The organism is Dictyobacter sp. Z7_2 (assembly GCF_057551105.1).
Genome location: NZ_BAAJPE010000001.1, coordinates 241,064 through 265,192 on the forward strand (window position 1 = coordinate 241,064; position 24,129 = coordinate 265,192).

Annotated in this window: 16 protein-coding genes; 9 read left to right on the forward strand and 7 right to left on the reverse strand. The window is 51.2% G+C overall.

Annotated features, from left to right (window positions below):
• Window positions 1-31 precede the first annotated feature (31 nt).
• Window positions 32-1,609, reverse strand: coding sequence for a sulfatase family protein (locus tag AC27N8_RS01010; protein ID WP_487063041.1), 1,578 nt, complete (start codon window positions 1,607-1,609; stop codon window positions 32-34).
• Between the two features lie 247 nt (window positions 1,610-1,856).
• On the opposite strand from AC27N8_RS01010, the gene AC27N8_RS01015 reads away from it, so the two are divergent.
• From AC27N8_RS01015 to AC27N8_RS01030, 4 genes are all read left to right on the forward strand, one after another.
• Complete coding sequence (locus AC27N8_RS01015) at window positions 1,857-2,759, forward strand: VOC family protein (protein WP_487063043.1); 903 nt, start codon at window positions 1,857-1,859, stop codon at window positions 2,757-2,759.
• 253 nt (window positions 2,760-3,012) lie between these two features.
• Entirely contained in the window at window positions 3,013-3,960 is a 948-nt protein-coding gene (locus AC27N8_RS01020) for an LLM class F420-dependent oxidoreductase (protein ID WP_487063045.1), read from the forward strand.
• A 205-nt stretch (window positions 3,961-4,165) separates the two neighbouring features.
• Window positions 4,166-7,417 carry a S41 family peptidase gene (locus AC27N8_RS01025; RefSeq protein WP_487063047.1) on the forward strand — a complete coding sequence of 1,084 codons (3,252 nt, stop codon included), beginning with the start codon at window positions 4,166-4,168 and terminating at the stop codon, window positions 7,415-7,417.
• Window positions 7,418-7,988: 571 nt separating this feature from the next.
• On the forward strand, window positions 7,989-8,537 hold the full coding sequence (locus AC27N8_RS01030; protein WP_487063049.1) for a DUF2690 domain-containing protein: 549 nt from the start codon (window positions 7,989-7,991) through the stop codon (window positions 8,535-8,537).
• A gap of 130 nt (window positions 8,538-8,667) precedes the next feature.
• Here AC27N8_RS01030 and AC27N8_RS01035 read toward each other — a convergent pair whose 3' ends face one another.
• The gene (locus tag AC27N8_RS01035) at window positions 8,668-10,017 is read right to left on the reverse strand and encodes a WD40 domain-containing protein (RefSeq protein ID WP_487063051.1); all 1,350 of its coding nucleotides are present in this window, start codon (window positions 10,015-10,017) and stop codon (window positions 8,668-8,670) included.
• Window positions 10,018-10,825: 808 nt separating this feature from the next.
• Here AC27N8_RS01035 and AC27N8_RS01040 point away from each other — a divergent pair.
• The 3 genes from AC27N8_RS01040 to AC27N8_RS01050 all read left to right on the forward strand — a co-directional run bounded on the left by AC27N8_RS01040 (window position 10,826) and on the right by AC27N8_RS01050 (window position 16,064).
• Window positions 10,826-12,628 (forward strand): ABC transporter ATP-binding protein, encoded by a 1,803-nt coding sequence (locus AC27N8_RS01040; RefSeq protein ID WP_487063052.1) that lies wholly within the window; start codon window positions 10,826-10,828, stop codon window positions 12,626-12,628.
• Window positions 12,628-14,397 carry an ABC transporter ATP-binding protein gene (locus tag AC27N8_RS01045; protein ID WP_487063054.1) on the forward strand — a complete coding sequence of 590 codons (1,770 nt, stop codon included), beginning with the start codon at window positions 12,628-12,630 and terminating at the stop codon, window positions 14,395-14,397. The genes AC27N8_RS01040 and AC27N8_RS01045 overlap by 1 nt, the downstream gene beginning before the upstream one ends.
• A gap of 311 nt (window positions 14,398-14,708) precedes the next feature.
• On the forward strand, window positions 14,709-16,064 hold the full coding sequence (locus AC27N8_RS01050; RefSeq protein ID WP_487063056.1) for an MFS transporter: 1,356 nt from the start codon (window positions 14,709-14,711) through the stop codon (window positions 16,062-16,064).
• 106 nt (window positions 16,065-16,170) lie between these two features.
• On the opposite strand, the gene AC27N8_RS01055 is transcribed toward AC27N8_RS01050, so the two are convergent.
• From AC27N8_RS01055 to AC27N8_RS01070, 4 genes are all read right to left on the reverse strand, one after another.
• The gene (locus AC27N8_RS01055; RefSeq protein WP_487063058.1) at window positions 16,171-17,613 is read right to left on the reverse strand and encodes an amino acid permease; all 1,443 of its coding nucleotides are present in this window, start codon (window positions 17,611-17,613) and stop codon (window positions 16,171-16,173) included.
• Window positions 17,614-18,096: 483 nt separating this feature from the next.
• Complete coding sequence (locus AC27N8_RS01060) at window positions 18,097-19,173, reverse strand: ABC transporter substrate-binding protein (RefSeq protein ID WP_487063060.1); 1,077 nt, start codon at window positions 19,171-19,173, stop codon at window positions 18,097-18,099.
• A 254-nt stretch (window positions 19,174-19,427) separates the two neighbouring features.
• Entirely contained in the window at window positions 19,428-19,667 is a 240-nt protein-coding gene (locus tag AC27N8_RS01065) for a hypothetical protein (RefSeq protein ID WP_487063062.1), read from the reverse strand.
• Between the two features lie 314 nt (window positions 19,668-19,981).
• On the reverse strand, window positions 19,982-20,434 hold the full coding sequence (locus AC27N8_RS01070) for a hypothetical protein (RefSeq protein WP_487063064.1): 453 nt from the start codon (window positions 20,432-20,434) through the stop codon (window positions 19,982-19,984).
• Window positions 20,435-20,720: 286 nt separating this feature from the next.
• Here AC27N8_RS01070 and AC27N8_RS01075 point away from each other — a divergent pair, with 286 nt between their 5' ends.
• Together AC27N8_RS01075 and AC27N8_RS01080 are read left to right on the forward strand one after the other, a co-directional pair.
• Window positions 20,721-21,578: a helix-turn-helix domain-containing protein gene (locus AC27N8_RS01075; protein WP_487063066.1), complete on the forward strand. Its 858-nt coding sequence runs from the start codon at window positions 20,721-20,723 to the stop codon at window positions 21,576-21,578.
• A 164-nt stretch (window positions 21,579-21,742) separates the two neighbouring features.
• Window positions 21,743-22,570, forward strand: coding sequence for an SDR family oxidoreductase (locus AC27N8_RS01080; RefSeq protein ID WP_487063068.1), 828 nt, complete (start codon window positions 21,743-21,745; stop codon window positions 22,568-22,570).
• Window positions 22,571-22,657: 87 nt separating this feature from the next.
• Here AC27N8_RS01080 and AC27N8_RS01085 read toward each other — a convergent pair whose 3' ends face one another.
• Window positions 22,658-23,629, reverse strand: coding sequence for a GNAT family N-acetyltransferase (locus AC27N8_RS01085; protein WP_487063070.1), 972 nt, complete (start codon window positions 23,627-23,629; stop codon window positions 22,658-22,660).
• Window positions 23,630-24,129 lie beyond the last annotated feature (500 nt).

Genomic DNA, 24,129 nt, shown 5'->3' on the forward strand with positions numbered 1-24,129 from the left:
CAAATCAGACTGACGCCTTAACGATATATCGTTAAGGCAGGGAAGGAACTGATTGATCCTCTATAGAACGACACGTGCCCATTTTACACGTTTTGAGAGCAACCAGACGCGTTGAAAGGCTTTTCAGGAAGCTTGGACCTGCTGTTGACGCCATGTTATTGAGTTCAGCCGGATCTGTCTTTAGATTGTAGAGCTCTTTTTCTCCTGTACTATATTCCACATAAATGTAATCCTGCGTACGGATAGCATGGTATTCCGGAATATCAATTTTAGCAGCCTTGCTTCCGCTGACAGTAGCATCTTGATCTGGATCGCCAGGCTCCTGGAGCCCTGGATTTGCCGGCTTGGTAGAACTTTGTAGCCGCCAGTGCTCTACAAGATAGGATTGTCGCCATGTTGTTGGTGTTTGACCGTGCGTCAGCGGGAGAAAAGATCGACCGTCGATAAATGATGCTGGCTGTACACCCGCCATCGCAGCAAAAGTCGGAGCCAGATCAATGTTCCCGGTTACCTGATCAACGGTCTTACCAGCGGACACTCCAGGTCCACGCACGACCAGCGGCATGTGAATATCCTCCTCATAGGCGGTTTGTTTCCCGGCGGGCAGGCGATGCTGACCAAGGTGGAAGCCGTTGTCTGAGGTGAAGACGATATAGGTATTGTTCAACTGCTTTGTTTTCTGAAGGGTCGTATAGAGACTCGCAATGGCTCTATCTTCGGCCTGAAGTGATTGCAAGCGTTTGCGGTAGAGCTGATCAATCTGTGCTTGTTGCTTTACATTTAAGGGTGAGCGATCACGAATAAATGCTGGCTTGTCACTGACATCGGTCTCATTGTAAGAAGATGTGCGTGGCGCCTTTACGCCAGGAAACAAATTCTTGTCTTGTGGTGCTGGTGTTGCCGGTTGATGAGGCGCATACAAGGCCAGATAAGTAAAGAAAGGTTTGTGTTCATTTGCGGACTGCGTAATAAAGTCAGTCGCTTTACTCGTGTACACATTCGTCCCGTAATCTTGTGGTTGATGACCGTAGGTGACCAGTTTGCCGTTCTCGTTGAGCGTATAATTGAACTCAGAGTACGGATTGCCCTTGGACGCGCTATCCCATTCATCCCAGCCGGGCGGAATATACGTGTCCGACACACCGCCAGGATAGCCATTGAGGTATTTACCGATCAGGGCAGTGCGATAGCCCCCTGAATGGAGCCATGTCCCAATCGTTGATTGCTCAATGCCTAACGCATGAGCCGTTTGGAAGCCACCATTGGAGCCACCATTAGTCTCTACATGAGTATTATGCGAATACTGCCCCCGTAACGTCGTCGAACGCGAGGGGCAGCACAGCGAGACGCTGACAAAGTAGTTTGAGAAGCTCACACCTTGATCAATCAATAATGACTTCAGATGAGGCATCACAGAAATTTCATCCATATTAAGATCATCCGTCAGCAAAAACAGGATGTTGGGATGAGTTGTCGTCGTGGATGTAGCCGTCGCAGTCGTTCCAGGCTGCTGCGGCTGTCCGCTACTACAAGCAGTGGCCGCCACAAGTACGTTAAAAAGCACCATTACTATGCCAATGCGTAGCATTATCGAGGCTGTTCGTTTCAAAAAAACAATCTCCCTTACATGAAATAGATTTATTTGTCAAGGATAAAGATATCCGAAGAAGGTTAAGACGCATTCAAGGAAGACTCAAGATTTCCTCAGCATAGTCCAGCTCCTCGCTTTCGCGGAATGCAGTCAAAGATTAGAAAGAGTAAGATTGGAGAAGTTTTTTACTTTGTAAGATGGTAGAATGTCTCACATGCCAATCGACACTCAATGAGAGAGATACGCACCAACGAGGAGAAATACGATGGGACAGAAGATTACGCCGAGTCTATGGTTTAACGGCAACGCCAGGGAAGCTGTGGAGTTTTATGTAGCAGCACTTCCAGAAGGTAGGATTCTATCTACTTCTTACTACCCAAAGAGCACCGAGGAAGGTCTGGCCGACTTCCAGCAGAATAGGGCTGGTCAGGAGCTGGCGATCGATTTCGAGCTCGGCGGTCTGCGGTTTACCGCCATTAATGCCGGACCAGAATTTCAGTTCAATCCATCCATTTCATTCATGCTTCATTTTGATCCGTCCCGTGACGAGCAAGCGCTTGAACATCTGAATCAGCTGTGGAGCAGGTTTATCGAGGGTGGTGAAGCGCTCATACCGTTGGACACCTATCCGTTCAGCAAGCAATATGGCTGGGTAAAAGACCGCTATGGGCTTACCTGGCAGCTCATACTCAGCAATCCGGACAGTGAGTCGCGTCCTTTCATTATGCCGTTACTGATGTTCGCCGGCAAGCATACCAATCAGGCCGAAGAGGCGATCAAGTTCTATCTGTCAGTATTTACAGATTCCAAGCAGGGCACGCTCGCGCGCTACGACCAGGATACCGGTCCAGCCAGGGCTGGTTCGCTGATGTATGCCGACTTCATGTTGGCAGGGCAGTGGTCCGCTGCCATGGACTCAGGACGGGAGCAGGACTTCACCTTCAACGAGGCCATCTCTCTGTCCGTATCCTGCAAGGACCAGGCCGAGATCGACTACTTCTGGCAGAAGCTCTCTGCAGTGCCAGAATCTGAACAGTGCGGCTGGTGCAAGGACAAATATGGCGTGAGTTGGCAGATTGTACCCAAAAATATGGGCGAACTCATGGAAAAGCCGGACGCCTTTACCCACATGATGGAGATGAAAAAGCTGGTGATCAGCAACTTCTAAGCCCCCCAGCCAGACCTCCTGCGGAAGCCAGCGACATCATCATGCTGGCGATGTTTGTGATAGTCGCAGCGGTTCATCTTACCTGATGAGCCGCTGGTTGTCGATTCTTGACAGATCCACTCTTCAGGATACTTCGCCAACATTTACATAGGAGATGCAAAAGTGCCATAATAGGAGCGGAAAAATTCTATTCAGAAAATGCTAAAGTATCACTACTTGTGATGTCATTTTCCACGAAAAGAGGTTGTTTTTCATGCCCCTACAATTTGGTGTATCCCTACCACAGGGCTGGATAATGGAACTGGCAAGCATCAAAGATCCAGTCGAAGCCTATGAGGCCATGACACGGGTCGCTCAGACTGCCGAAGAAGTGGGCTTTGCGTCGGTCTGGCTGGTCGATCACTTTCATACGATTCCGCGACCCTCCCAGGAGGTCACGTTTGAGTCCTGGACTACGACTGCAGCGCTGGCGCGCGATACACAGCGTGTACGCATTGGTCAGATGGTTACCTGCAATGGTTACCGCAATCCTGCGCTCCTCGCGAAAATGGCCAGCACCGTTGATGTTCTCTCGCATGGACGACTCAACTTCGGCATCGGTGCGGGCTGGTATGAGCATGAGTATCGTGCCTATGGCTATGACTATCCCGACGCCCCTGAACGTCTGCGAATGTTACGCGAAGCAGTGCAGGTTATTCACGCGATGTGGTCTCAGGAAGAAGCCACCTTCGAAGGCAAATATTATCAGGTACGCGGCGCGATCAATCAGCCAAAAGGTGTTCAGAAACCACACATTCCCCTACTCATTGGTGGAGGTGGCGAAAAAGTCACGCTCAAACTTGTCGCGCAATATGGTGATGCCTGCAACATTGGCGGTGATCTACCCACAATTGAGCACAAGTTTGCTGTCATTAAAGAACACTGCGCACAACTGGGACGCGACTATGAGAGCATTCATCGCACCTCGACCACATTCTGTGTAATTGGGGCAAACGAGGAGGAGGCCAGAGCCAAAGTTCCACCTGCATTTCAGGACCGTCTGGGAAATCGCTCGGATAGCATGTTAATTGGTAGTCTGGATACCATTCGCCAGCGTCTGGCGAAATTGGAGGCTGCCGGGGTACAGGAACTCATCATTTCCTTCCCTGATGCAATCCAGCTCGACTCATTGCGCACCTTCGCAAAAGAGTTTATTGCCTGAAAACAGACAACATCTTGCGCTATTTCTTCGCCCCCGTCCTGGCTTGATGAAGTGGTGATGTGTGTATTCTCCTTACCGCATTTAGCAGCGAACGCGACAAAGGGGCGAAAAAGCGATTGTTGTTAAACGACTCACATTTTTGCTACACTAACACATATGCTCTCACTCGGCCTCACGGCTGAAGTACGTTTCTGAAGGAGGATGTATGGGAACCACCGGCTACCTTCGCTTTCCGACCATCTATCACGATCGGCTCGTCTTTACAGCTGAGGATGATCTCTGGAGTGTCTCTGTCGACGGCGGCCATGCTGAGCGATTAACCGCTGGCGTGGCATCGGCCACCAATGCTCATTTTTCGCCGGATGGTCAGCAGATCGCTTTTACCAGCAGTGGTGAAGGTCCCGACGAGGTCTATGTGATGCCTTCCAATGGCGGACCATCGCGCCGCCTGACCTATCACGCGGGGAATGCGAAAGTGGTCGGCTGGCAGCCTGATGGGGCGCAGATCCTCTACGCCAGTTCGGCCGGTTTGCCCTCGCCAAGATGGCGCATGCTCTCAGGTATCTCGCCCCAGGGTGGTGAGCCAGTTCGGCTGCCGTATGGCATTGCCAACACTATCGCCTTTGGCCCCGGCGGTGCGATTGTACTGGGTCGTAATACCCTTGAGCCCGCCTTCTGGAAGCGTTATCGCGGTGGAACTGCTGGTTACCTGTGGATCGATGAACAGGGAACAGGCGAGTTCAAGCGGCTGCTCGACCTCAACAGCAATATCGCGACCCCTTGCTGGGTGGGAGAGCGTATCTTTTTCCTTTCTGATCACGAGGGCATAAGTAACGTCTATTCTTGCCTGCCCACCGGCCAGGACCTGCGGCGCCATAGCAGTCAGGAAACCTTCTATGCGCGTAATCTCGCTACCGATGGGCATCTCTGCGTCTATCACGCAGGTGGTGACTTGTTTGTACTCGACCCATCTACGAACCGTGAGACGCGACTCGAAGTCGATCTGGCAGGCTCGCAAACGCAGCGAGTACGCCAGTTTGTGCCTGCCGGCCAGTTTATGGACTCCTATGCTCTACATCCTAAGGGCCAGGCAGTAGCCCTCACCACACGTGGCAAAGCGTTCAGTATGGGCAATTGGGCAGGGGCAGCGTTCCAGCACGGGCAAACCGATGGCCCACGCTATCGCCTGATACACTGGCTAGCCGACGGGAAGCGTTTGGTCGCGATCAGCGACGCAGGCGATGAGCCGCATCTGGTTGTCTTTCATGCCGATGGCTCATCATCTGATCGCACACTGGACCAGCTTGATATCGGCCATGTAACCGCGCTGTGTGCCTCCCCCGTTGACAATCAGGTACTGTTGAGTAACCATCGCAACGAACTGCTATTGGTAGATTTGTCGACAGAGACACTGCGTGTGCTTGACCGCAGCGACTATGGCCGCATTGAAGATAGCGAGCTCGTCAACGGCATTGCCTGGTCGCCTGATGGACGCTGGGTCGCCTACGAACAGGCTATCCGCGCTCAGCAGATCATTATCAAGCTGTGTCGCGTCGAGAGTGGCGCAACCTATCAAGTGACGGATGCGGTGCGACGCGATACCAAACCAGCATTCGATCCTGCCGGGCGTTACCTCTATTTCTTGAGCGCGCGCGACTTTGATCCGGTGCAGGATACAATGCACTTTGAATTCAGCTTTCCCAGGGGCGTACGTCCCTATCTGGTGACGCTTCGTAAAGGCTTACGTTCGCCGTTTCAACCTGAGTCGCCACTGTTACGCCCGGACGAAGAGGGAAAGCAAGCCGAGGAAAGACAGAACGAAAAAGCAAGCCATCCCCCCATACCTGAACCGGTAGAGATTGACCTGGATGGCATCGCCGACCGCATCGTGGCATTCCCCGTTCCTGAGGGTCGCTACGGGCGCGTTTTAGGGACCCATAACGGCGCACTCTTTACCTCGCGGCCAATCGAGGGACTACGAGCCGATGACACGTTTGTCACCAAACCGAAATCGAACGGGAGCCTGGAGTGGTATGACTTCGAGAAGCACAAGCAGGAGCACATTACCGATGAGATCGGCGATATCAGCGTCACTGCTGACGGCACGACGGTGCTCTGTTACTCCAATGATCGGCTACGCGTCCTCAAGGCCGGTGAGAAGACGCCAGAACTTCCATCCTCTACTGCGGATAAGCCTGGTCGGGAATCTGGGTGGCTTGATCTGGCGCGTATCAAAGTTTCGATCCGCCCAGGTGCCGAGTGGCACCAGATGTTGGGCGAGGCGTGGCGCCTGCAACGTGAGCAGTTTTGGGTAGCAGATCTGGCAGGTGTGGATTGGCAGGGTGTCTACTCGCGCTACGCACCACTGGTGGAACGGCTGACCTCGCGTGGCGAACTTTCGGATTTGATCTGGGAAATACAAGGCGAGCTTGGCTCATCGCATGCGTATGAAGCTGGCGGCGAATATCGACCCCATCCCAATTATCACCAGGGCTTTCTGGGTATCGACTGGCACTTCGATGCAGACAATGGTATCTATCGTATCGCGCATATCGTACGAGGCGATCCCTGGAATCCCAAAGAGACTTCTCCACTACTAGCACCAGGCGTAGATGCGAAAGTAGGCGACGCGATACTGGCCATCAATGGGCAGCGTCTCACGCCTGAACAGGGACCGCAGCCTCTGCTGGTGAATCAGGCGGAGGCTGAAGTACAAATTCTCCTGCAGTCCCCCAATGGTCCGGCACGCAATGTGACCATACGGGCGCTCGCCTCCGAATTCGGCGCTCGCTATCGTGATTGGGTAGAGGCGAACCGTCGTCTCGTACATGAGAAAACGCAGGGCCGCGTAGGTTACGTCCATATTCCAGATATGTGGGTAGATGGCTACGCAGAATTCCACCGCTATTACCTCGCCGAGTATGATTACGAGGGCCTGATCGTTGATGTGCGTTGGAACGGCGGAGGTGCAGTTTCTGGTTTGGTATTGGAGAAGCTAGCACGACCTCGACTAGGATACGGGTTCCAGCGCTGGTCGCCTCCTGATCCGTACATTTATAATTCTCCACGAGGTAAGCTGGTGGCAATCACCGACGAGCACGCTGGTTCCGACGGCGACATTTTCTCCCACGCCTTCAAAATGATGGGATTAGGGCCGCTGATCGGCAAGCGCACATGGGGAGGCGTCATTGGTATCTCCCCATACATGCCATTAGCCGATGGAACCATCACAACCCAGCCAGAGTTTAGTTTTTGGTTCAAGGATGTGGGCTGGGGCGTGGAGAATTATGGCACCGACCCAACCATTGATGTCGACTACACGCCACAGGATTACGCACGTGGCTTAGATCCACAGCTTGAGCGCGGCATTACTGAGGCTCTGCATCTGATAGAGGAGTATCCTGCTGCAACGCCGGTGCCAGAACAGCACCCTTATCGGGGCTATCCCAAGAAGTGAACATCGCAAAGGTGGGAATGATCTCCTATTATCATAGCAATCTATCTGATATGGAGTGGGAGGCTCACCCATAAACGTCCCCATCAGGACAAAGAGATTGCCAAACCACACTGTGTCTTTGCTTCGCTCAACCCATGGCATGTGGACGGGACATACAAACGTTACAGAACATATACATAAGTAGAGTCTGATTAAGCCTGGTATAAGCCTAATCGGACTCTACTTTTTAGTCCGATAGAAGATTTACGGTTTATCTGGTCGTACAGTCACAGTATTCATCGGAGAACAATATCAGAATAACCTGGAGCTTCGCTTGGAAATGCTCAATCTGGAAGGCCACCAGAATAAGCATATCAGTGGATAAAATGCCAGAAAAGTGCCAGAAAAGTGCTATCAAAATGCCGTTCCTGACCTGTATTTTAACATGTATTATTGCTCGCGTAGATCTGAGTATTACATTTCTGCCAGATGTTTCGATTGCAATCATCTGGCTCAAATAGCCCGGATCCATCTACTCTGATTTAAGTAGAGATGCTAGAAGTTGTTCATGTTAAGAAGAAAGGTCATATGCATGCATTCTGTAACCCAAAAACCAATACGTATAGTTATTCTTGTACCACTACTGCTAGTGTTGTTTGCTCTGTTTTCCCCCACAACGACTGGAACGGCTTCCGCTGCTACGCTTACTGCACAGGCATCACGGTCGGCAAGCAGCCATCAAAGCGTAGCGAAAGCAGATGTAAGCTGCACATATGATAATTGTGATGGCGTGAGTCCTGTCTCCTCTGGCTGTTCTGCCACCACACTTGTCACGCATCAAGCACCATTCTCGGCTGATGGTGGTGGATATGCTGAGTTTGTGTTTAGCGCCACCTGCCATGCTGCCTGGGGCTTTGTGCATTTTAATAGAGCTATGGCGAGTGGGCATACAGGCGATGCCGGGGTCTCGAATGAGCCTGCTTTTTCTTCCTACTTCTGTGGTGATGCAGGTGGCAATGGGGTGGTTTCTCCAGGCCAGACGAGTTGCTATACATCGATGGTTGGTGATGGCCCGTCTGAGACTGCTTTTGTCTGTGCCTACTACGACATTACACAGCTCTCTTGTACAAATAACTATTAGAACTCACATAGCTCGTTACACAGCTAATTGTTGAGATGCATGAGCCTCTATTGAGATTATTATAAGCAGTAACCCTTCCACAAAAGTCTGGACGGGTTACTGTCGTGCCTGCTAGTGAACGCGATCAGACTCATACTGGTGATTGCCAGATCTCGACACCTTGATATTGACTTCCCAAAGAGATCATACTCCCATCAGCAGACCAAAATACTGTTACGACACCACTGCTACGACCTGTGAAGGTCGCGATCGGTATTCCAGTTAACGCTTCCCAGACCTGAGCTGTAGTATCGTAACTGCCCGATACAATGTATTTTCCGTCTGGTGACCAGCTAATCCCATGAACCTCATCAGTATGACGCGTATAGGTCACATACGTATGACCGGTTAGAGCGTTCCAGACGCGCCCTGTCTTGTCAACGCTGCATGATGCTATAAGGGTTCCTCGAGGCGACCACGAGAGATCAACAACTCTGGCACGATGCTCACGATAGAGTGTTTTTAATTGTCCACTAGCGACCTCCCAGATATAGACTTCGCCCTCATCGGTCGCACAAGCCAGAAAACGTCCATCAGGAGACCACTTGACCCGGTTGATTGCTGCAATCTCAGAGGCACCGACACTGTACTGACTCAGTTGACGTTTCATCTGGGCATCCCAGATCTCAATAATCCTGGAATGCCCTGCGAAGGCTAAAGAGGTTCCATCGGGCGACCAGGCGACTGTGCGCAACGAATAGGCACGATGCAGCGAGATGAGTGGAGCATCTAGCGGGAATTTCCAAACTTGCAGAGAGCCGGCATCATAAGCGCCATTCGCCGCAGCAATCAAGTTATCTTTCGACCAGGAGACATCATTCACCCAACTGCTCAAAATCGGGTAATAACGAACCAGTGCCTTCTCCTCGACATCCCAGGCCACCACCATCTCGCTGGCGGCCACCAGCATACGCCCGTTCGAGGACCACGCGAGATTGTTTACCCAATTACTGCTATCAGGATCAATAAACATCGATAGACGTTGTGTATGCGTATCGCGTAATGGTCGTGAGAATAAGAATGTACTACAGGCACTGCCTACGAGGAAGCCCAATCCAAGCAAGCCCGCTTGCCAGAGAAATGTACGTCGCCTGACCTGTGATACCTGAGGAGAGAGAAATATATGTTCAGAAGCAGGTTCGGTTAACTTTGTATCTACAATGACGGCAACATCACGTGATGTTTCTGCAAAGTGAGCGGCTCCGAGGTCACTTGAACCCTCGGTTGGCTCGTCCACTTCATCTGTGTTCACCTCATATGAGATGAATCCCAATTCCTGAGCGTTCATTCCAAATAAGGCACACAATTTCTGACGATAATGAGCATGGGGTATTCGTTCTCCACGCTCCCAACGACCAACCGTCCCTACATCCACCCCAACTTGCTCGGCGACATAACTGCGCGACCATCCACGCAAATCCCGTTCCTTGCGTATTTGCATAGTGTCATCATCCCTCAGCTTATTTATCTATGTTTACAGCTCAATCATAAAACTATCCCTGTATAATTATTTATGATAATTCACATATTTTGCCCTGTCAAGAAACACTAATGGAATTTTTTGAGTGGTCAAACGATCCTCATCTTTGGCGGAACAGTCTCCATTCTTGAACGCATTTTGACTCGCAAACAAATTTACTGTTACTATATTCTGTGAGCTATCGGAAAAACTGGAAAAAGTATGTTCCGCCACGTATCCAGCGATGGTATCCCACACTCGATAAGTGTCTCCCTGCTCATATGCAGATACCGCTAGCACATTTTATGCTCATCCAATCTATATGTAACTGTTTCCGGTGATACAGGTGATGTCACTGTCAGCGGTACTGCCTGTTTGCTTGATGAATCTTACCGAGCACATCGTGCCCACTGTGTCAACCAAGCAAATAATGAACCAGCGGTAGAAGATGAGTTAGGAATGACTGATAAAGCTTGAATTTTTAATGAGCTCATGTTATGCTTATACAAAGCAATTTTATGTACCATACCAGCAAAAGGACAATACAAATGTTACGTAGCATGACACCCGCGGGCAAGGCACATTTCGCCCAAGGCCATGCTATGCCCATTTTGACACCTTCCTGAGCACTACCTGATAGAGATCCTTCACAAACCGTGGGCAAGAGATGGTCAGCACCCACGGCCTCTTTTTGTCTTCCTGCTTCGCCAGCCACGCCGTGGGATTTGTACGCTAAAATCGCATCCTTGAACGCCTCTTTACGAATACAAACGCCATCGAAAGGGATTTTATGCACATTGATCTAAAAGAGTATCGTCATCTCCTCAAAAAGTATCTCGCCCCACAATGGGCACGGGTTCTTCTTCTGGCGATCCTGCTATGCGTGGATATCGTACTCCAACTCATAAATCCGCAATTGTTACGTATCTTTGTCGACACGATCACCACATCCGCAGTGCAGACATCACTTGTATGGCTAGCCAGTCTGTTCATCTTCGTCGCGCTAGCACAACAGGTCATCAAGGTATATGCATCCTATCTCAGCGAGTGCGTTGGCTGGACTGCCACCAATGCCTTACGCGTCGATCTGGCGCGGCACCTCGTGCAACTTGACATGGGCTTTTACAAGCAACACACGCCTGGCGAGTTGATCGAGCGCATCGATGGTGACATCAGCGCGTTGGCAAACTTTTTCTCACAGTTTGTGGTGAAAGTACTGGGCAACCTGTTGTTGATGCTAGGCGTGCTAATCATTCTGAGCATCCAGGACTGGCGTGCTGGCCTCGCGCTCAGCCTGTTTGCTGCCGTAGCCCTGGTGCTCATCAACAGCGTACGTTCGATAGCGGTGAAACCCTGGAAAGTCTTTCGCCAGGATAGCGCGGAACTGTATGGCTTTCTGGAGGAGCGTCTGCATGGAACAGAGGATATTCGTTCCAGCGGAGCACAAGCGTATGTCACACGCCACCTCGCTCGCTACACGCGTCGGCGTTTCTACAGCGGATTCAAGGCCAGAATGATCGCGACGGTTGTCTGGTGGATACCTTACGTCTCTACGCTGATGGGAACGATGGTGGCATTTCTCGTGATCATCTGGTTCTATAGTGCAGGTTCAATGACACTCGGCATGGCCTTTCTGATCTACTACTACACGCAACTGATCTTTCAGCCCATCCAATCGATCAGCGAGCAGATGGATGATTTCCAGAAGGCCAGTGCCAGCTTCGCACGTATTCTTGAACTCTTGCAAATCAAGAGCCAGCTCAAGGATGGTCCAGGTGCTCCCTTGCCAGCTGGTGCGCCAGCTGTGGAATTCGATCACGTGAGCTTTGGCTATGGCGAGGACGAGATGATTGTGCAGGATCTACACTTCAGGATCGAGCCAGGCGAGGTGCTGGGCCTGCTAGGACGAACCGGCAGTGGCAAAACAACACTGACGCGCTTACTCTTTCGCCTGTACGATCCGGCACAGGGCACGATTCGCCTGGGAGAGACAGATATGCGTGATGCACGACTCGCTGATCTACGTTCGATGATTGGCATGGTCACGCAAGATGTCCAGTTATTCCACGCCACAGTGCGTGACAACTTGACCTTTTTCGATCAAAGCAGCGATGATACACGTATCATACATGCACTCGATACGCTGGGGATGCGCTCGTGGTACGACGCGCTGCCTGATGGATTGGATACTATGTTGGCTGCGAACGGAGGCGGCCTTTCAGCAGGTGAGGCGCAATTGCTCGCCTTCACACGCGTCTTCCTCAAAGATCCTGCGCTCGTCATTCTCGACGAAGCCTCATCGCGTCTCGATCCAGCCAGCGAACGGCTGCTAGAGCAGGCTATCGACACCTTGTTGCGGGGACGCACCGCCATCATTATCGCGCATCGCTTGAGTACAATCCGACGCGTCGATACACTGATGGTTTTAGAGAAAGGTCGTATACGTGAATATGGTTCACGTGCACAACTCGCAGCAGACCCCAATTCGCACTTTGCCCATCTCTTACGTACCGCCCACGAGGAGCAGCTTGAGGAAGGTGACTCACATATTTCTGCCGCAGCGCGCTCAGGTAGCATAAAAGGAGATCTCTAATGAAAGCGTGGCGCTTTTTTACCAGCATGATACGCTTCTTACCCTGGTACTACGGCTTGAATACCCTTTCGATTATCCTGGTTTTTCTCTTCCAGATGATACCAGGTCTGGTCGCACAGAATTTTTTTGATCACCTGACCGCGCATACGCAAGGAAACCTGAATTTCTGGTGGATTGGTGTCCTATTCCTCAGCATCGCCGCCGGCCACCTGGTTTTCCTCTCCGGTTGTCAACTGACAAACGCGCCGTTTGCATTTATCAACGCGGCCAAACTCCAAAAAAATATCTTTACCCATATCCTCCAACTCCCCGGTGCGCGCGCCCTCCCTGCCTCATCCGGCGAAGCTATCAGCCGTTTACGCGACGATATCGATGATAATATATTCTTTCTCATGGACTTTAATGATCTGCTCGCCTTCATCGTTTTTGTCGCGATCGCGTTTGTGATCATGATCAGGATCAATGCCTTTATTACCCTGGCCCTCTTCCTCCCGCTGATGCTGATTGTGGCGCTGGTGAACCTTCTCGGCGAGCGCATCAAGCGATTGCACGTCAACAATCGCCAGTCGGCTGGCGAAGTGACGGGATTTCTGGGCGAGGTGTTTGGAGCAGCACAGGCGGTACAGATAGCGCATGCGGAGGAAAAAGTCATCGAGCACTTCCGCCACCTCAATGAGCTGCGTCTCAAGATGACGGTGCGTGATAAGTTACTTGACCAGGTTTTGCAATCAACCTTCTCGAATACCGTGAGCATCGGGACAGGGGTGATTCTGCTACTGGTCGGACAGACCATGCAGCGCGGAACCTTTACGCTGGGCGATTTCGCCCTCTTTATCTACTATCTGGGCTGGATCACGGAGTTCATTGTCCATTTTGGCAGAGTCTTAACAAAATACAAACAGGCAGGTATTTCGGTCGAACGGCTCATTACGCTCTTGCAAGGCGCACCTGAGCAAACGCTCATTCAGCCCAGTGCAGTCTCGATGCGTGGTGAGCTGCCTGCTCTTCCGGTGATTGAGCCCATTGGTGCACAGCGGTTGCGACTGCTTGAGGTGAGCAACGTATGCTACCACTATCCCATGGCAGTGCAAGGCATCCAGGATATCAACCTCGTGCTCAAACGTGGCTCGTTCACTGTGATTACCGGACGCATAGGAGCAGGCAAAACGACGCTCCTCCAGGTGCTGTTGGGGCTCTTGCCCCACGATGCTGGTGAGATCCGTTGGAACGGGAGCATCGTGGAACACCCTGCCTCCTTTTTTGTCCCGCCATATAGCGCGTATACAGCGCAGGTGCCCCATATGTTCAGTGATAGCTTGCGCGAAAACATTCTGCTGGGCGTACCTGAGTCCAATCAGGTTCTGGAGAGCGCCCTTGAGCTGGCGGTACTGGAATCGGATATCGCAGAAATGGCCCAGGGGCTGGAGACAAGGATTGGTCCACGCGGCGTGCGACTCTCGGGTGGACAAATCCAGCGGGCTGCTGCCGCACGGATGTTTGTTCGCCAGGCGGAACTCCAGGTGGTAGACGATCTATCAAGTGCCCTGGACGTAGAAACAGAGTCGCTCCTGTGGCAGCGGATCTTTGCCCGCCAGGAGGCAACGGTACTTGCGGTCTCGCATCGCCGCGCCATATTGCGACGCGCCGATCATATTATCGTGATGAAAAATGGTCGCATCGAGGCAGAAGGACATCTGGATCATCTGCTCGCAACCAGCGTCGAGATGCAGCATCTCTGGCATGGCGAAATTACTTCCCAGCAGGGATAAGTACACACAACAGGTATTCCTGAGTAACACGCTTTTGTCAGGAATTTGCGTCAGGATCAATAGGCTATTCAAGCCGGATTGGTTCTGCTGCGGGCAACATCATTGCATACAGACGCCAAAAATGTTATTTTTGCATTATGGAAGAGATGTGCGAGATACTATTCAATTGCAGACATACTATAGATAGAGGTGTACAAAAATAGGCTGAATGTAGCGCGAATCCGCATAGCTTTTCTTCAAATCGACTCTCTATGGTCAATTATAGAGGGTCATCATAGTAGAAATCCGGATCAATTGCAAGGAGGTTTAAAATGTCACAAACAGCGCAAGAGGCGCAAAATAGTGTCCGGCCCAGAGGTAATATTCGCTGGTGGATAGCGGGAGTGCTTGGGCTTGGGGTCCTCATCAACTATTTTGATCGTATCAATCTCTCGGTCGCATCCCAACCACTGGCTCAAGAATTCCATCTGACTCCATTTACACTTGGAATTGTTTTCTCTGCCTACTTATGGTCCTACGCTCTGTTGCAAATTCCCATTGGAGTATGGCTGGACCGCATCGGTATCTCATGGATGATGCGTGCTGCAACTATCTTATGGTCCGCGGCGACCTTTCTCACTGCTATCGCAGGAGGTCTCGGGCTGGTTATGATCGCACGTGTGCTGCTTGGCATCGCCGAAGCACCCGCCTTTCCAGCCTGTCAAAAGGCAACCGGTTATTGGTTTCCGCGCCAGGAACGTGGTCTCTGTACCTCCACATTTGATGGTGCTGCTAAGTTTTCCAATGTCATCGGCGTCCCGATTGTAGCATTCATCGTTACACAATTTGGCTGGCAAGGTGCATTCTGGTTTACTGGCATCGTGAGCGCTTTATACGCTATTCTATTCTGGATCTTCTATCGAAATCCCAAAGTGATGCAGCGTAAAGGCCAACTCAGTGAGAGTGAGTATCAATATATTCACGAGGGTGGTGCCCAGGATGAAGATTTTGTCCCCAAGCATCAGGTAGCAGATCTTGGCTATCTGCTGCGCAATCGTAAGGTGTGGGGACTCACATTAGGCTTCTCTGCCTATGGTTATTCATTCTATCTCTTGCTCACATGGCTTCCTAACTATCTAGAGACCCAATTGCACATGACCGTGCTCAAAAGCGGATATTACACCGCGATCCCCTGGGCCATAGCAACGTTCACCGATATTGTAATTGGTGGCTGGTTGGTTGATCGATTGATTGCACAGGGTTATGAGCCCAATAAGGTGCGCAAGACGCTGCTGGTCATCGGGATGTTACTGGGTCTCTTTGTAATCGGGGCTGCTTTCACATCTAATCCTAACCTTGCCATTATCTGGATCTCCCTGGGCCTCGGAGGGCTGGCATTCGCTGCTCCGATCGGTTCCAGCATTGTGGCGCTGATCGCCCCTGAAGGCAACGTTGGAGCGGTAGGTGGAGTTGTCAATTTCATGAACAACGTGCTCGGCATTTTGGCCCCCATCGTGACTGGTTTCATTGTGAGCGTCACTGGCTCTTTTGCTGTTGGCTTCATCGTGGCCGCCGTTGTACTTGTGATAGGCATCCTTTGTTACATCTTCCTACTCGGTCGGATTGAGCAGATACCAAGCCCGGAACACATCACGCCAGACCTCTTAAGAGAAGAAACATCAGCATAGTCTGTCATAAAGCAGAAGCAATAGACACCATATAGATCAAAAAGTTCCCGCTTCTGCTTTTAATCTCTATAGCAGGCGAAGGAGATACAGGGAATATCTTCCGACACTACGAGATTGGCACATCTTGTTTCTCCAAGTGGCTGGCACGTTTGCTGTAGAGGAAGTAGATGACCAGCCCGAGTATGAGCCAGATAAAAAAGCGGAAGATGGTGACAATGGGAAGGCTGACAAAGAGTATCAATGATGCGATGATTGAGAGTATTGGTAGTACTGGTACGAAGGGGACGCGGAATGCGCGTCTGAGATCGGGTTGTGTGCGTCTTAGTACGAGTACGGCGACCGATACCAGGATGAAGGCGGCGAGCGTTCCCACGTTGGTGAGTTCGGCCACTATGTCGATAGGTGTCAGTCCGGCCACCAGCGCGACAACGACTCCAACCAGGATGGTCGAGAGGTAGGGGGTACGGAACCTGGGATGGACACGTGAGAAGAAGCCTGGTAGGAGTCCATCACGGGCCATAGAGAAAAAGATACGACTTTGTCCAAAGAGCAGCACCAGTAGCACGGTGGTTAGTCCACAGATCGCACCAACCGAGATAATTGAGGCCGCCGTATTTTGTCCGATCAGGATCAGTGCATGCGAGACAGGCGAGGCCACATTGAGTTGCTTGTAGGAGACCATGCCTGTCAGTACTGCTGTGACGGCAATGTAAAGGACAGTACAAATCGAGAGGCTGAGAAGTATACCCAGAGGAAGGTCGCGTGACGGATTTTTTGTTTCTTCGGCCGAGGTCGAGATCTGATCAAAGCCGATATAGGCAAAAAAGATGATGCCCGCTCCACGGAAGATGCCCGCTGGTCCAAAGGGGAGAAATGGATGCCAGTTGGCCGGATTGACATGTCCGATGCCAATCGCGATAAAGAAGAGGATAATTAAAAGCTTGACTCCAACAATCACGTTGTTGACGACCTTACTTTCTGCCGTACCACGAATCAAGAGCACAGTGATCAAGAGGATGATCACCATAGCTGGCAGATTAATGATGCCTCCCGAGAACGGCGAGACTGTTAAAGCGGTGGGAATCTTGATGCCTAAAACTCCTCCAAAGAGATCTGTAAAATAGCCAGACCAGCCGATACTGACTGTCGCTGCCCCGACCGCATACTCCAGAATCAGATCCCAACCGATGATCCAGGCGATCACCTCACCCAGCGTCGCATAAGAGTAGGTATACGCGCTACCCGAGATCGGCACCGAACTGGCAAATTCGGCATAGCAGACCGCTGCCAGACCACTCGCAATGCCGGCGGCAATAAATGAGAGAATTAAGCCTGGACCTGCGTAGTTGGCCGCTGCCACGCCCGTCAGAACAAAAATACCAGTACCTACAATGGCTCCAATCCCCATCGCTGTAATACTCAATGGACCTAATGTACGCTTGAGTGAATGCTCATTTTCCTCACTCTGCTTCATAATTAGATCCATCGGTTTGATGCGCCAGATGCCTTTGCTTTTGCTTTGCTTTTGCGGTGTGGCCGTATCTGCCATGTATAAGCTCCCCTTCTTTGTGGAGATGACATAAAGGAATACGCACAAATATCCTTTACAAGCACAACGATAAAAGATTTCACAAAGCGCCAAAATCACGTCTCTCTAAAGATACGGTCAATCGCCTAACAACAGAGACAGTTGAGCCCGAATACTTCTGTAACACGCCTCTGACCCACCAACTCCTACACCTCGTCAGCAAGCTTCTTCCCTGAACCACACCTTTCCAGTTCTATTCCATATCTACGATCTGTCATGACTGTCTTCCTCTTATAGGACACCAATAAAGTGGAACGCTGCTCCACACGATATCATGCAGAGCAGTGTTCCACTTTATCAGACTCTTGTTTGAGGGAATGAAACGATGGCCACCGTCGACGAGGGAGCAACCAGCTCGGCAAAGGAGCACTTGCCTCGTCTCACGCTCACTCCTCGTCTCTTTCCTTGAGATCGGACATTGTGCAAAAAATGAATGACACCCATCTACGAGGAACCGGACAATCCGCTCAGCGCTTGATTAATCGTATCTGTAGCCACGAGCTCATTGTAAGGAAAAGTAGCCGCGATGAGACCTGCTTTCAGATGAAATTGATTAGCAATAGCATATGACTGCTGGCTAAGTCGCGGGGTCGTCGACATACTTGCCTGCGCCTGACTCCAGGCAAGATCAAGCTCGTTCTGATCCAGATTGAGATATTTTCCCAATAAGGCTTCCGCCTGAGTTGGATGCTTTTGCATGAACGCCTCTGCCTGCGCTAGCGCGCGAATAAAGGCTTGTACGGCTTTAGGCTTGTTAGTAATTATACTTTGCTTGGCATACGCCACGCCAAAGAGCTGTCCTTGCATACCGGGAACATCGCCGCGCACTGGACTAATAAAGCGCTCACCAATGCCCTGCACTTCCGCTTCCACGCCTGCCGGTGCACTGACAACCACGGCATCAACACGGTTTGTTTGCAGCGATGCCAGCGCTGTTGAAATGGCGGCCCCCAGATTCACTTTCGTTACATCTTTCTGAGCATCCAAGCCCTGTTGTCTGACCAGATACGTCAACAAAGCATCCGTTGCGCTCTTGGGAGCTGAAATGCCAACTTTCTTACCTACAAGTGCTTTCACTTTATCCGCCAGCGTGCTCGCTGAAGTCAGGTGTACTTGCTGTTCAAATTTCTTGCTTACCACAACATCTTCCAGATAACCATTCGTGACTGACCCAATTACCTTCATATGTGAATCAATCTTTGCAAGTGCAAAAGCATCGGTCATGCCTCCAATAGCAACATCGACACTATTCGCTTCAAGCGCCGCCGCCAACTTTGAGCCGCTTCCCAACAACGAAACTGATGGTGGATCAAGCTTTAGGCCCTGATCTTTGACAAAGTTTTCCTGCTGAGCCACATAGAAAGTGAAAGAAAAAATTGACTTATTGACCTCCGCTACATTCAAAGTCATATCAGTAGTGGAGCTCGTAACAGAGGATGTTTCACCGCAACTCGCCAGACTCAGTCCAACAAGAAACACACATAGCAGTAATGAAAAGTATACTTTAGGGGATATATTCATCGGGTGCCTCTATTCTAACTAAACCTCCTCTTATAGATGCACATCTTTATCATCATCATATACCCAAATTACCACAAAAGTCAATCTTTGCTATTTATAATGATTTTCTACATCTGATATACCAGCGCATCCGCCAGTTCAAACGGAGTGGACCGACCAGATGCCTTGAGCTGAGCAAGAACTGCCATCTCTCCTTCGGAAAGGACAATTGACAAACTTTCAGGCAGAAATTTTTTCTGCCTGCATCCTGTCTCTTATCCAACAAACGTGACGCCAGTCATCACTCCAACTGCCAGTATAGTCAAAATACATCCTATCATAGCCCAACGGCGAGCTGAGGCATCTCCCTCCTTATGAATGCGCAGGAGTGCAGGACGTAGCGCACCATCACCGATACCAAGAAGAATAATCGCGATCACGAAGCCTATGATAATAAGGCTTCCCCATGTGCTCCCAAAGAGATGAGAGAAACCGTTCGTTCTCGTGACACGCACAGACGCAGACGATTCGTCCCGGCGTCTTGCATGATCTGGACAGTCGTCCAAAACATGCCAGGTGGAGAGGGGGATATCTGGTAGATTTACCAGATAGCGGTGCCACACACAAAACAGGTATTTTAACGGATGCCTTCTTATCTCTACGAATCTATACTCTCATGTAGTAAATGTTTTCTTGCCAACATCCCTTTCACTATGAAACTATACAAGGATCAGCGTGAAAGACGCACAAGCATGAGGAGATCAGCAATATGTCATTTAGCTTCAAACAAAGAAAGTTTCTCCTTCATCTCAGAAGCATAAGCAGGAGGCTAATCATCGCCTGCCTGCTGATGGTCGCGGCGCTTTTGTCCAGCACGTTTGCCAGCGGCCCGCCCCTCCATGCGCAGGAGCGACCTGCACTTCAGCCAGCCGTTACTCCAGGGACCTGGACCGCCACTGGTTCCCTGCTTCAGGCTCGTTTTGCCCACACGACGACCTTGCTCAAAAATGGCCTCGTCCTCGTCGCTGGGGGCTTTACGACCCCTGCTGATACGGCCATGGGAGATGCAGAACTCTATGATCCCCCCGCGGCGTAACCGTTGGCAGAAAGCGGTTGATAGCCAGGGGAGGGGTCGAGCAAAGCGAAGACCGTGGCCCCAGCCAGGATGACCCCTTGCAATTCGCTTGATCGCGACGTACTGCCATGCTGTCTGTGGCTCATACCCACGGGATGCGCCACAGACAGCATGGCAGTACGTTGGCGTGCCTGGAAGTAAATCCAAACCGCCCACGCCCATTCAACAACCGACGAGGCAAACTGGCGACCATATCACCTGTATAAGAGTGCAGGATATGTATAAATGTAGATATTCTCTAGCATACGTTATATAATATTACCGGTAAAACTGGTTGATCAAATAACAGCATTACGCCTTCTATTGAATTAAACTATATGGATAGAGCAATCGCTCACATTAATTTATATAGTTATTCATATGAAAAGAAATATTGGATAAGCATTTCACAATTTTAAGACAATTAGAGTGAATAGAAAGGAGGAAAGCATTTATGAGACCTCACGAAACAAGAGCAGAGCGTGAAGCAGTCCAGGGTGGTGTCACAGTATGGAGACCGTGGCAGCTCAAGCCACTCGAACTCTGCCAGGCAGTTGCTATCTCAGATGCCTCTCGCCCACAATGGAGACAGGAGTATCTGATCACCTCCGTACAGTCAGGCGCAGCAGACTTCCAGTATCGCACCACTCACATCAGTGGTTCTCTCGCTAACGGGACGCTCTTTGTGGTCGAGCCCGGAGAGTCTTGGACTCGCCAGTTCAAAGATGTCACCTTCTACTGTCTCCATATTGATCCTGCCTGGCTGCAACAGATCGCCACCGAGATGCTCCATTGGGAGAACACCTTGCCTCATTTTTCCAGCCAGACCTTCTTTGATCCGTCTTTGAGTCGAGCCGTGCATGACCTGGCTGTCAAGTCGCAGGCTCCGGCTTCTCGTCTGCAACAGGAGGAGACGCTATTGTCCTTATTTGCTCCGTTGCTGCTCTCCCATGCCGAAGCTGCTCGCACACGGTCTCAGCCGGACGGGGACCCTCCTGCCATTAAGCGCACGAAGGAGTATCTGCAAGCGCACTACGTCCAGGAAGTGTCGCTACAAGAACTGGCTCGTGTAGCTCACATGAGCCCCTTTCATCTGGCTCATATCTTCCGCCAAGCCGTTGGCTTGCCTCCCCATGCCTATCAGACCCAACTTCGCCTGGCACATGCGAGAAAGCTGCTGGCACAAAACCTCGACGTGAGCTACGTGGCTCTGGAAACGGGCTTTTGTGATCAATCGCACTTCGCGCAGCAGTTTAAGCGCCACTACCAGGTGACCCCAGGAAGCTACCGCAAAACCGCAAGATTTTTCTAGACGGCCTGCCTTGAGGCCGCTATTATGGAGCAAGACACGTGCCCTGCGGCTGGAGTGGAGACCAAGCCAGCCCTCAAAGAGGCACGTTCTACGCTGAGATGGCATCCAATCTTGCGTAGTTTTTGTCCGTTCAAAGAATAAGGTTTTGTTCAAGGAGTGATATCATGTCTATTGAACCTTCTCCCAGTGTTCTAATTACCGGCGCCTCAACTGGCATCGGCCACGCCGCCGCACAGTTATTTGCCGAACACGGCTGGCACGTTGCAGCCACCATGCGGAACCCATCCGATGGAACGGCACTCGCCGAGCATCAGCGCGTCACGGTGCTACCGCTCGACGTGACCGATCCGGTTTCAGTCGAAGCAGCGATAGCAGCAACGTTGAAGCATTTCGGCCGGATCGATGTAGTTATCAACAACGCCGGCTATGGCCTGTTCGGTCCTTTCGAAACAGCGACCGACGAGCAGATCCGCCGTCAGTTCGCCACCAATGTCGATGGCATCTTTAGCGTGACCCGCGCTGTCCTCCCAGCCATGCGGCGCCAGGGCAGCGGCACGATCATCAACGTCGCCTCGATTGGCGGTCTGATAACCCTTCCCTTTTTCTCCCTCTATCATGCGACCAAATTCGCGGTAGTTGGCTTCACCGAGTCCCTATCCTTCGAACTCGCGCCGCTCGGCATCCACGCCAAGGTCATCGCCCCGAGCGAAGTGGACACCGATTTCTCCGGTCGATCGCTCGTGCGTACGTTCACGGAAGGTGAGCACTCCTATAGCGACACCATGTCCAGGGTTATGACGGCGATGCATGCGCGGCGCGGCAATTATTCCAGCGCTGCATCGGTCGCTGAGACCATTTTCACGGCGGCGACCGATGGTACTGACAGGGTCATGTATGTTGCCGGTCCGGACGCCGAGCAGGCTTTCACACTCCTCCACAGCTTGTCGGAGGCAGAAAGATTGGCGATGATACGACAACTATCAGGCCTATAAGAGAAGGATCACAATCTTTTCTACGATGCTTCCCATCATAGACTCTCTTCCATCCCTTTTTCTGTCAAACAAGGGATGGAAAGATGTTTAGATGGTCGTCGAAAAAACCTTGTGATACAGATACGTCCGACACAGCAATTGAAAACCAACGGCTTCATAAACGAAACGCGAGGAAGTAAACTCCGTACTCTGCTCCTCCTTTCCGGGATGAGCGCCTGTCACCAATGCCGCCTGCATCCCCCGTTCGCGTAAGCGCTGTAACCCGCCAAGCATCAGCGCCGTTGCCAATCCTTGACGACGAAATTGCGGGCGCGTTCCCACCGGTTCAAACAGGCCCACGCGGTTCACTGGGTCCACCCAGCAAATGCAGCCTGCTGCTGGCGTGCCATCAGGGGCTATGATCATCAGATCGAGCTGAGGCTCGTAGTAGGGCATCTGCATCACCGCCAATTGTCGCAAGGTCCCTTCCTCGTAGGTCTTGCTCCCCTTTGGAAAAAAAGCATCACGTTGCAGCGCAGCGCGCATCTCTGCCTCAGCCTCTCCAGCAACCGGGCGCAGCGTAAATCCTGAGGGCAAAACGGGAGTTGGCACAGGCTCGGTCAACGATCGACGATAGCAATGATAATACATTTCCTGGCGCTCATATCCTTCACGCTCAAGAAAACTTACCGTCTCCAGCTCATCGCCGGAAGCTAAACCCCAGGCTTGTTCCCATATCTCATACTGATGCGCGCCCTGCTGCCTGGCGCTCTCTTTTACGCGCTGCACTGCCCACTGGTGTACCATAAGATAGTGTTCGCGCGTACGGAAGTCGGGATGAAGCAAGCAGACGATCTCATCCCCGGTCACGATCCCCAGAGCAAATGCCTCACCATTTTCTTGATACCAAAAGTGCCAGTTCTGCTGATCATCAAGCGAACCATCTCGGCACCACCATTGGAGATCGCCAATGTGCGGATAATCGTTCAGTGGGTCGCTTGAGCGACAGATGGTGACAAATTTCATAGCTTCTACAAGAGCAGGTCCACCAGAGTGCGCAAGCTTCTGTGCTGTGTTCATGTGTCATCTCCTTATTGTTTTCATTGCAGTGTTATTGCATGCTTCCTGTGCCTGATCGGCGGGATTTTCCCCGGTCAGGGATCACCGTTATTGCCATCAATACATCATTTCACCTGCTTTCATAGGGAAAACAAGTGCACAGAGAGATACCACCTCATTGCGGTACCATCGGCAAAAATGGGGATGAAACAGACTGCATTAAGCCAGGTGAGCGAGCAAAGAGATGGTATGCTACCCAGCGGCAAGGAGAAAAAGAAACGAGAGGGAGAAAAGCGTGTCAAACAAACCATACCCAGCTGAGATCTCAACTAAGGTCATGAGGAAGTATGGCACCCTTTTCTGCCGCATAAGCCAATCTTGTGCTGGGGCTTATACGGCAGAGGTGCTTGTTTTGCGGTTCCGGTTCCGATGGATCATCCATCCAGGGGGAGGCATTTCCCCCATCAAGTAGATTGTGTTCATGGAAATACAATACCATACGGTTGGGGTACGCGTCAAAC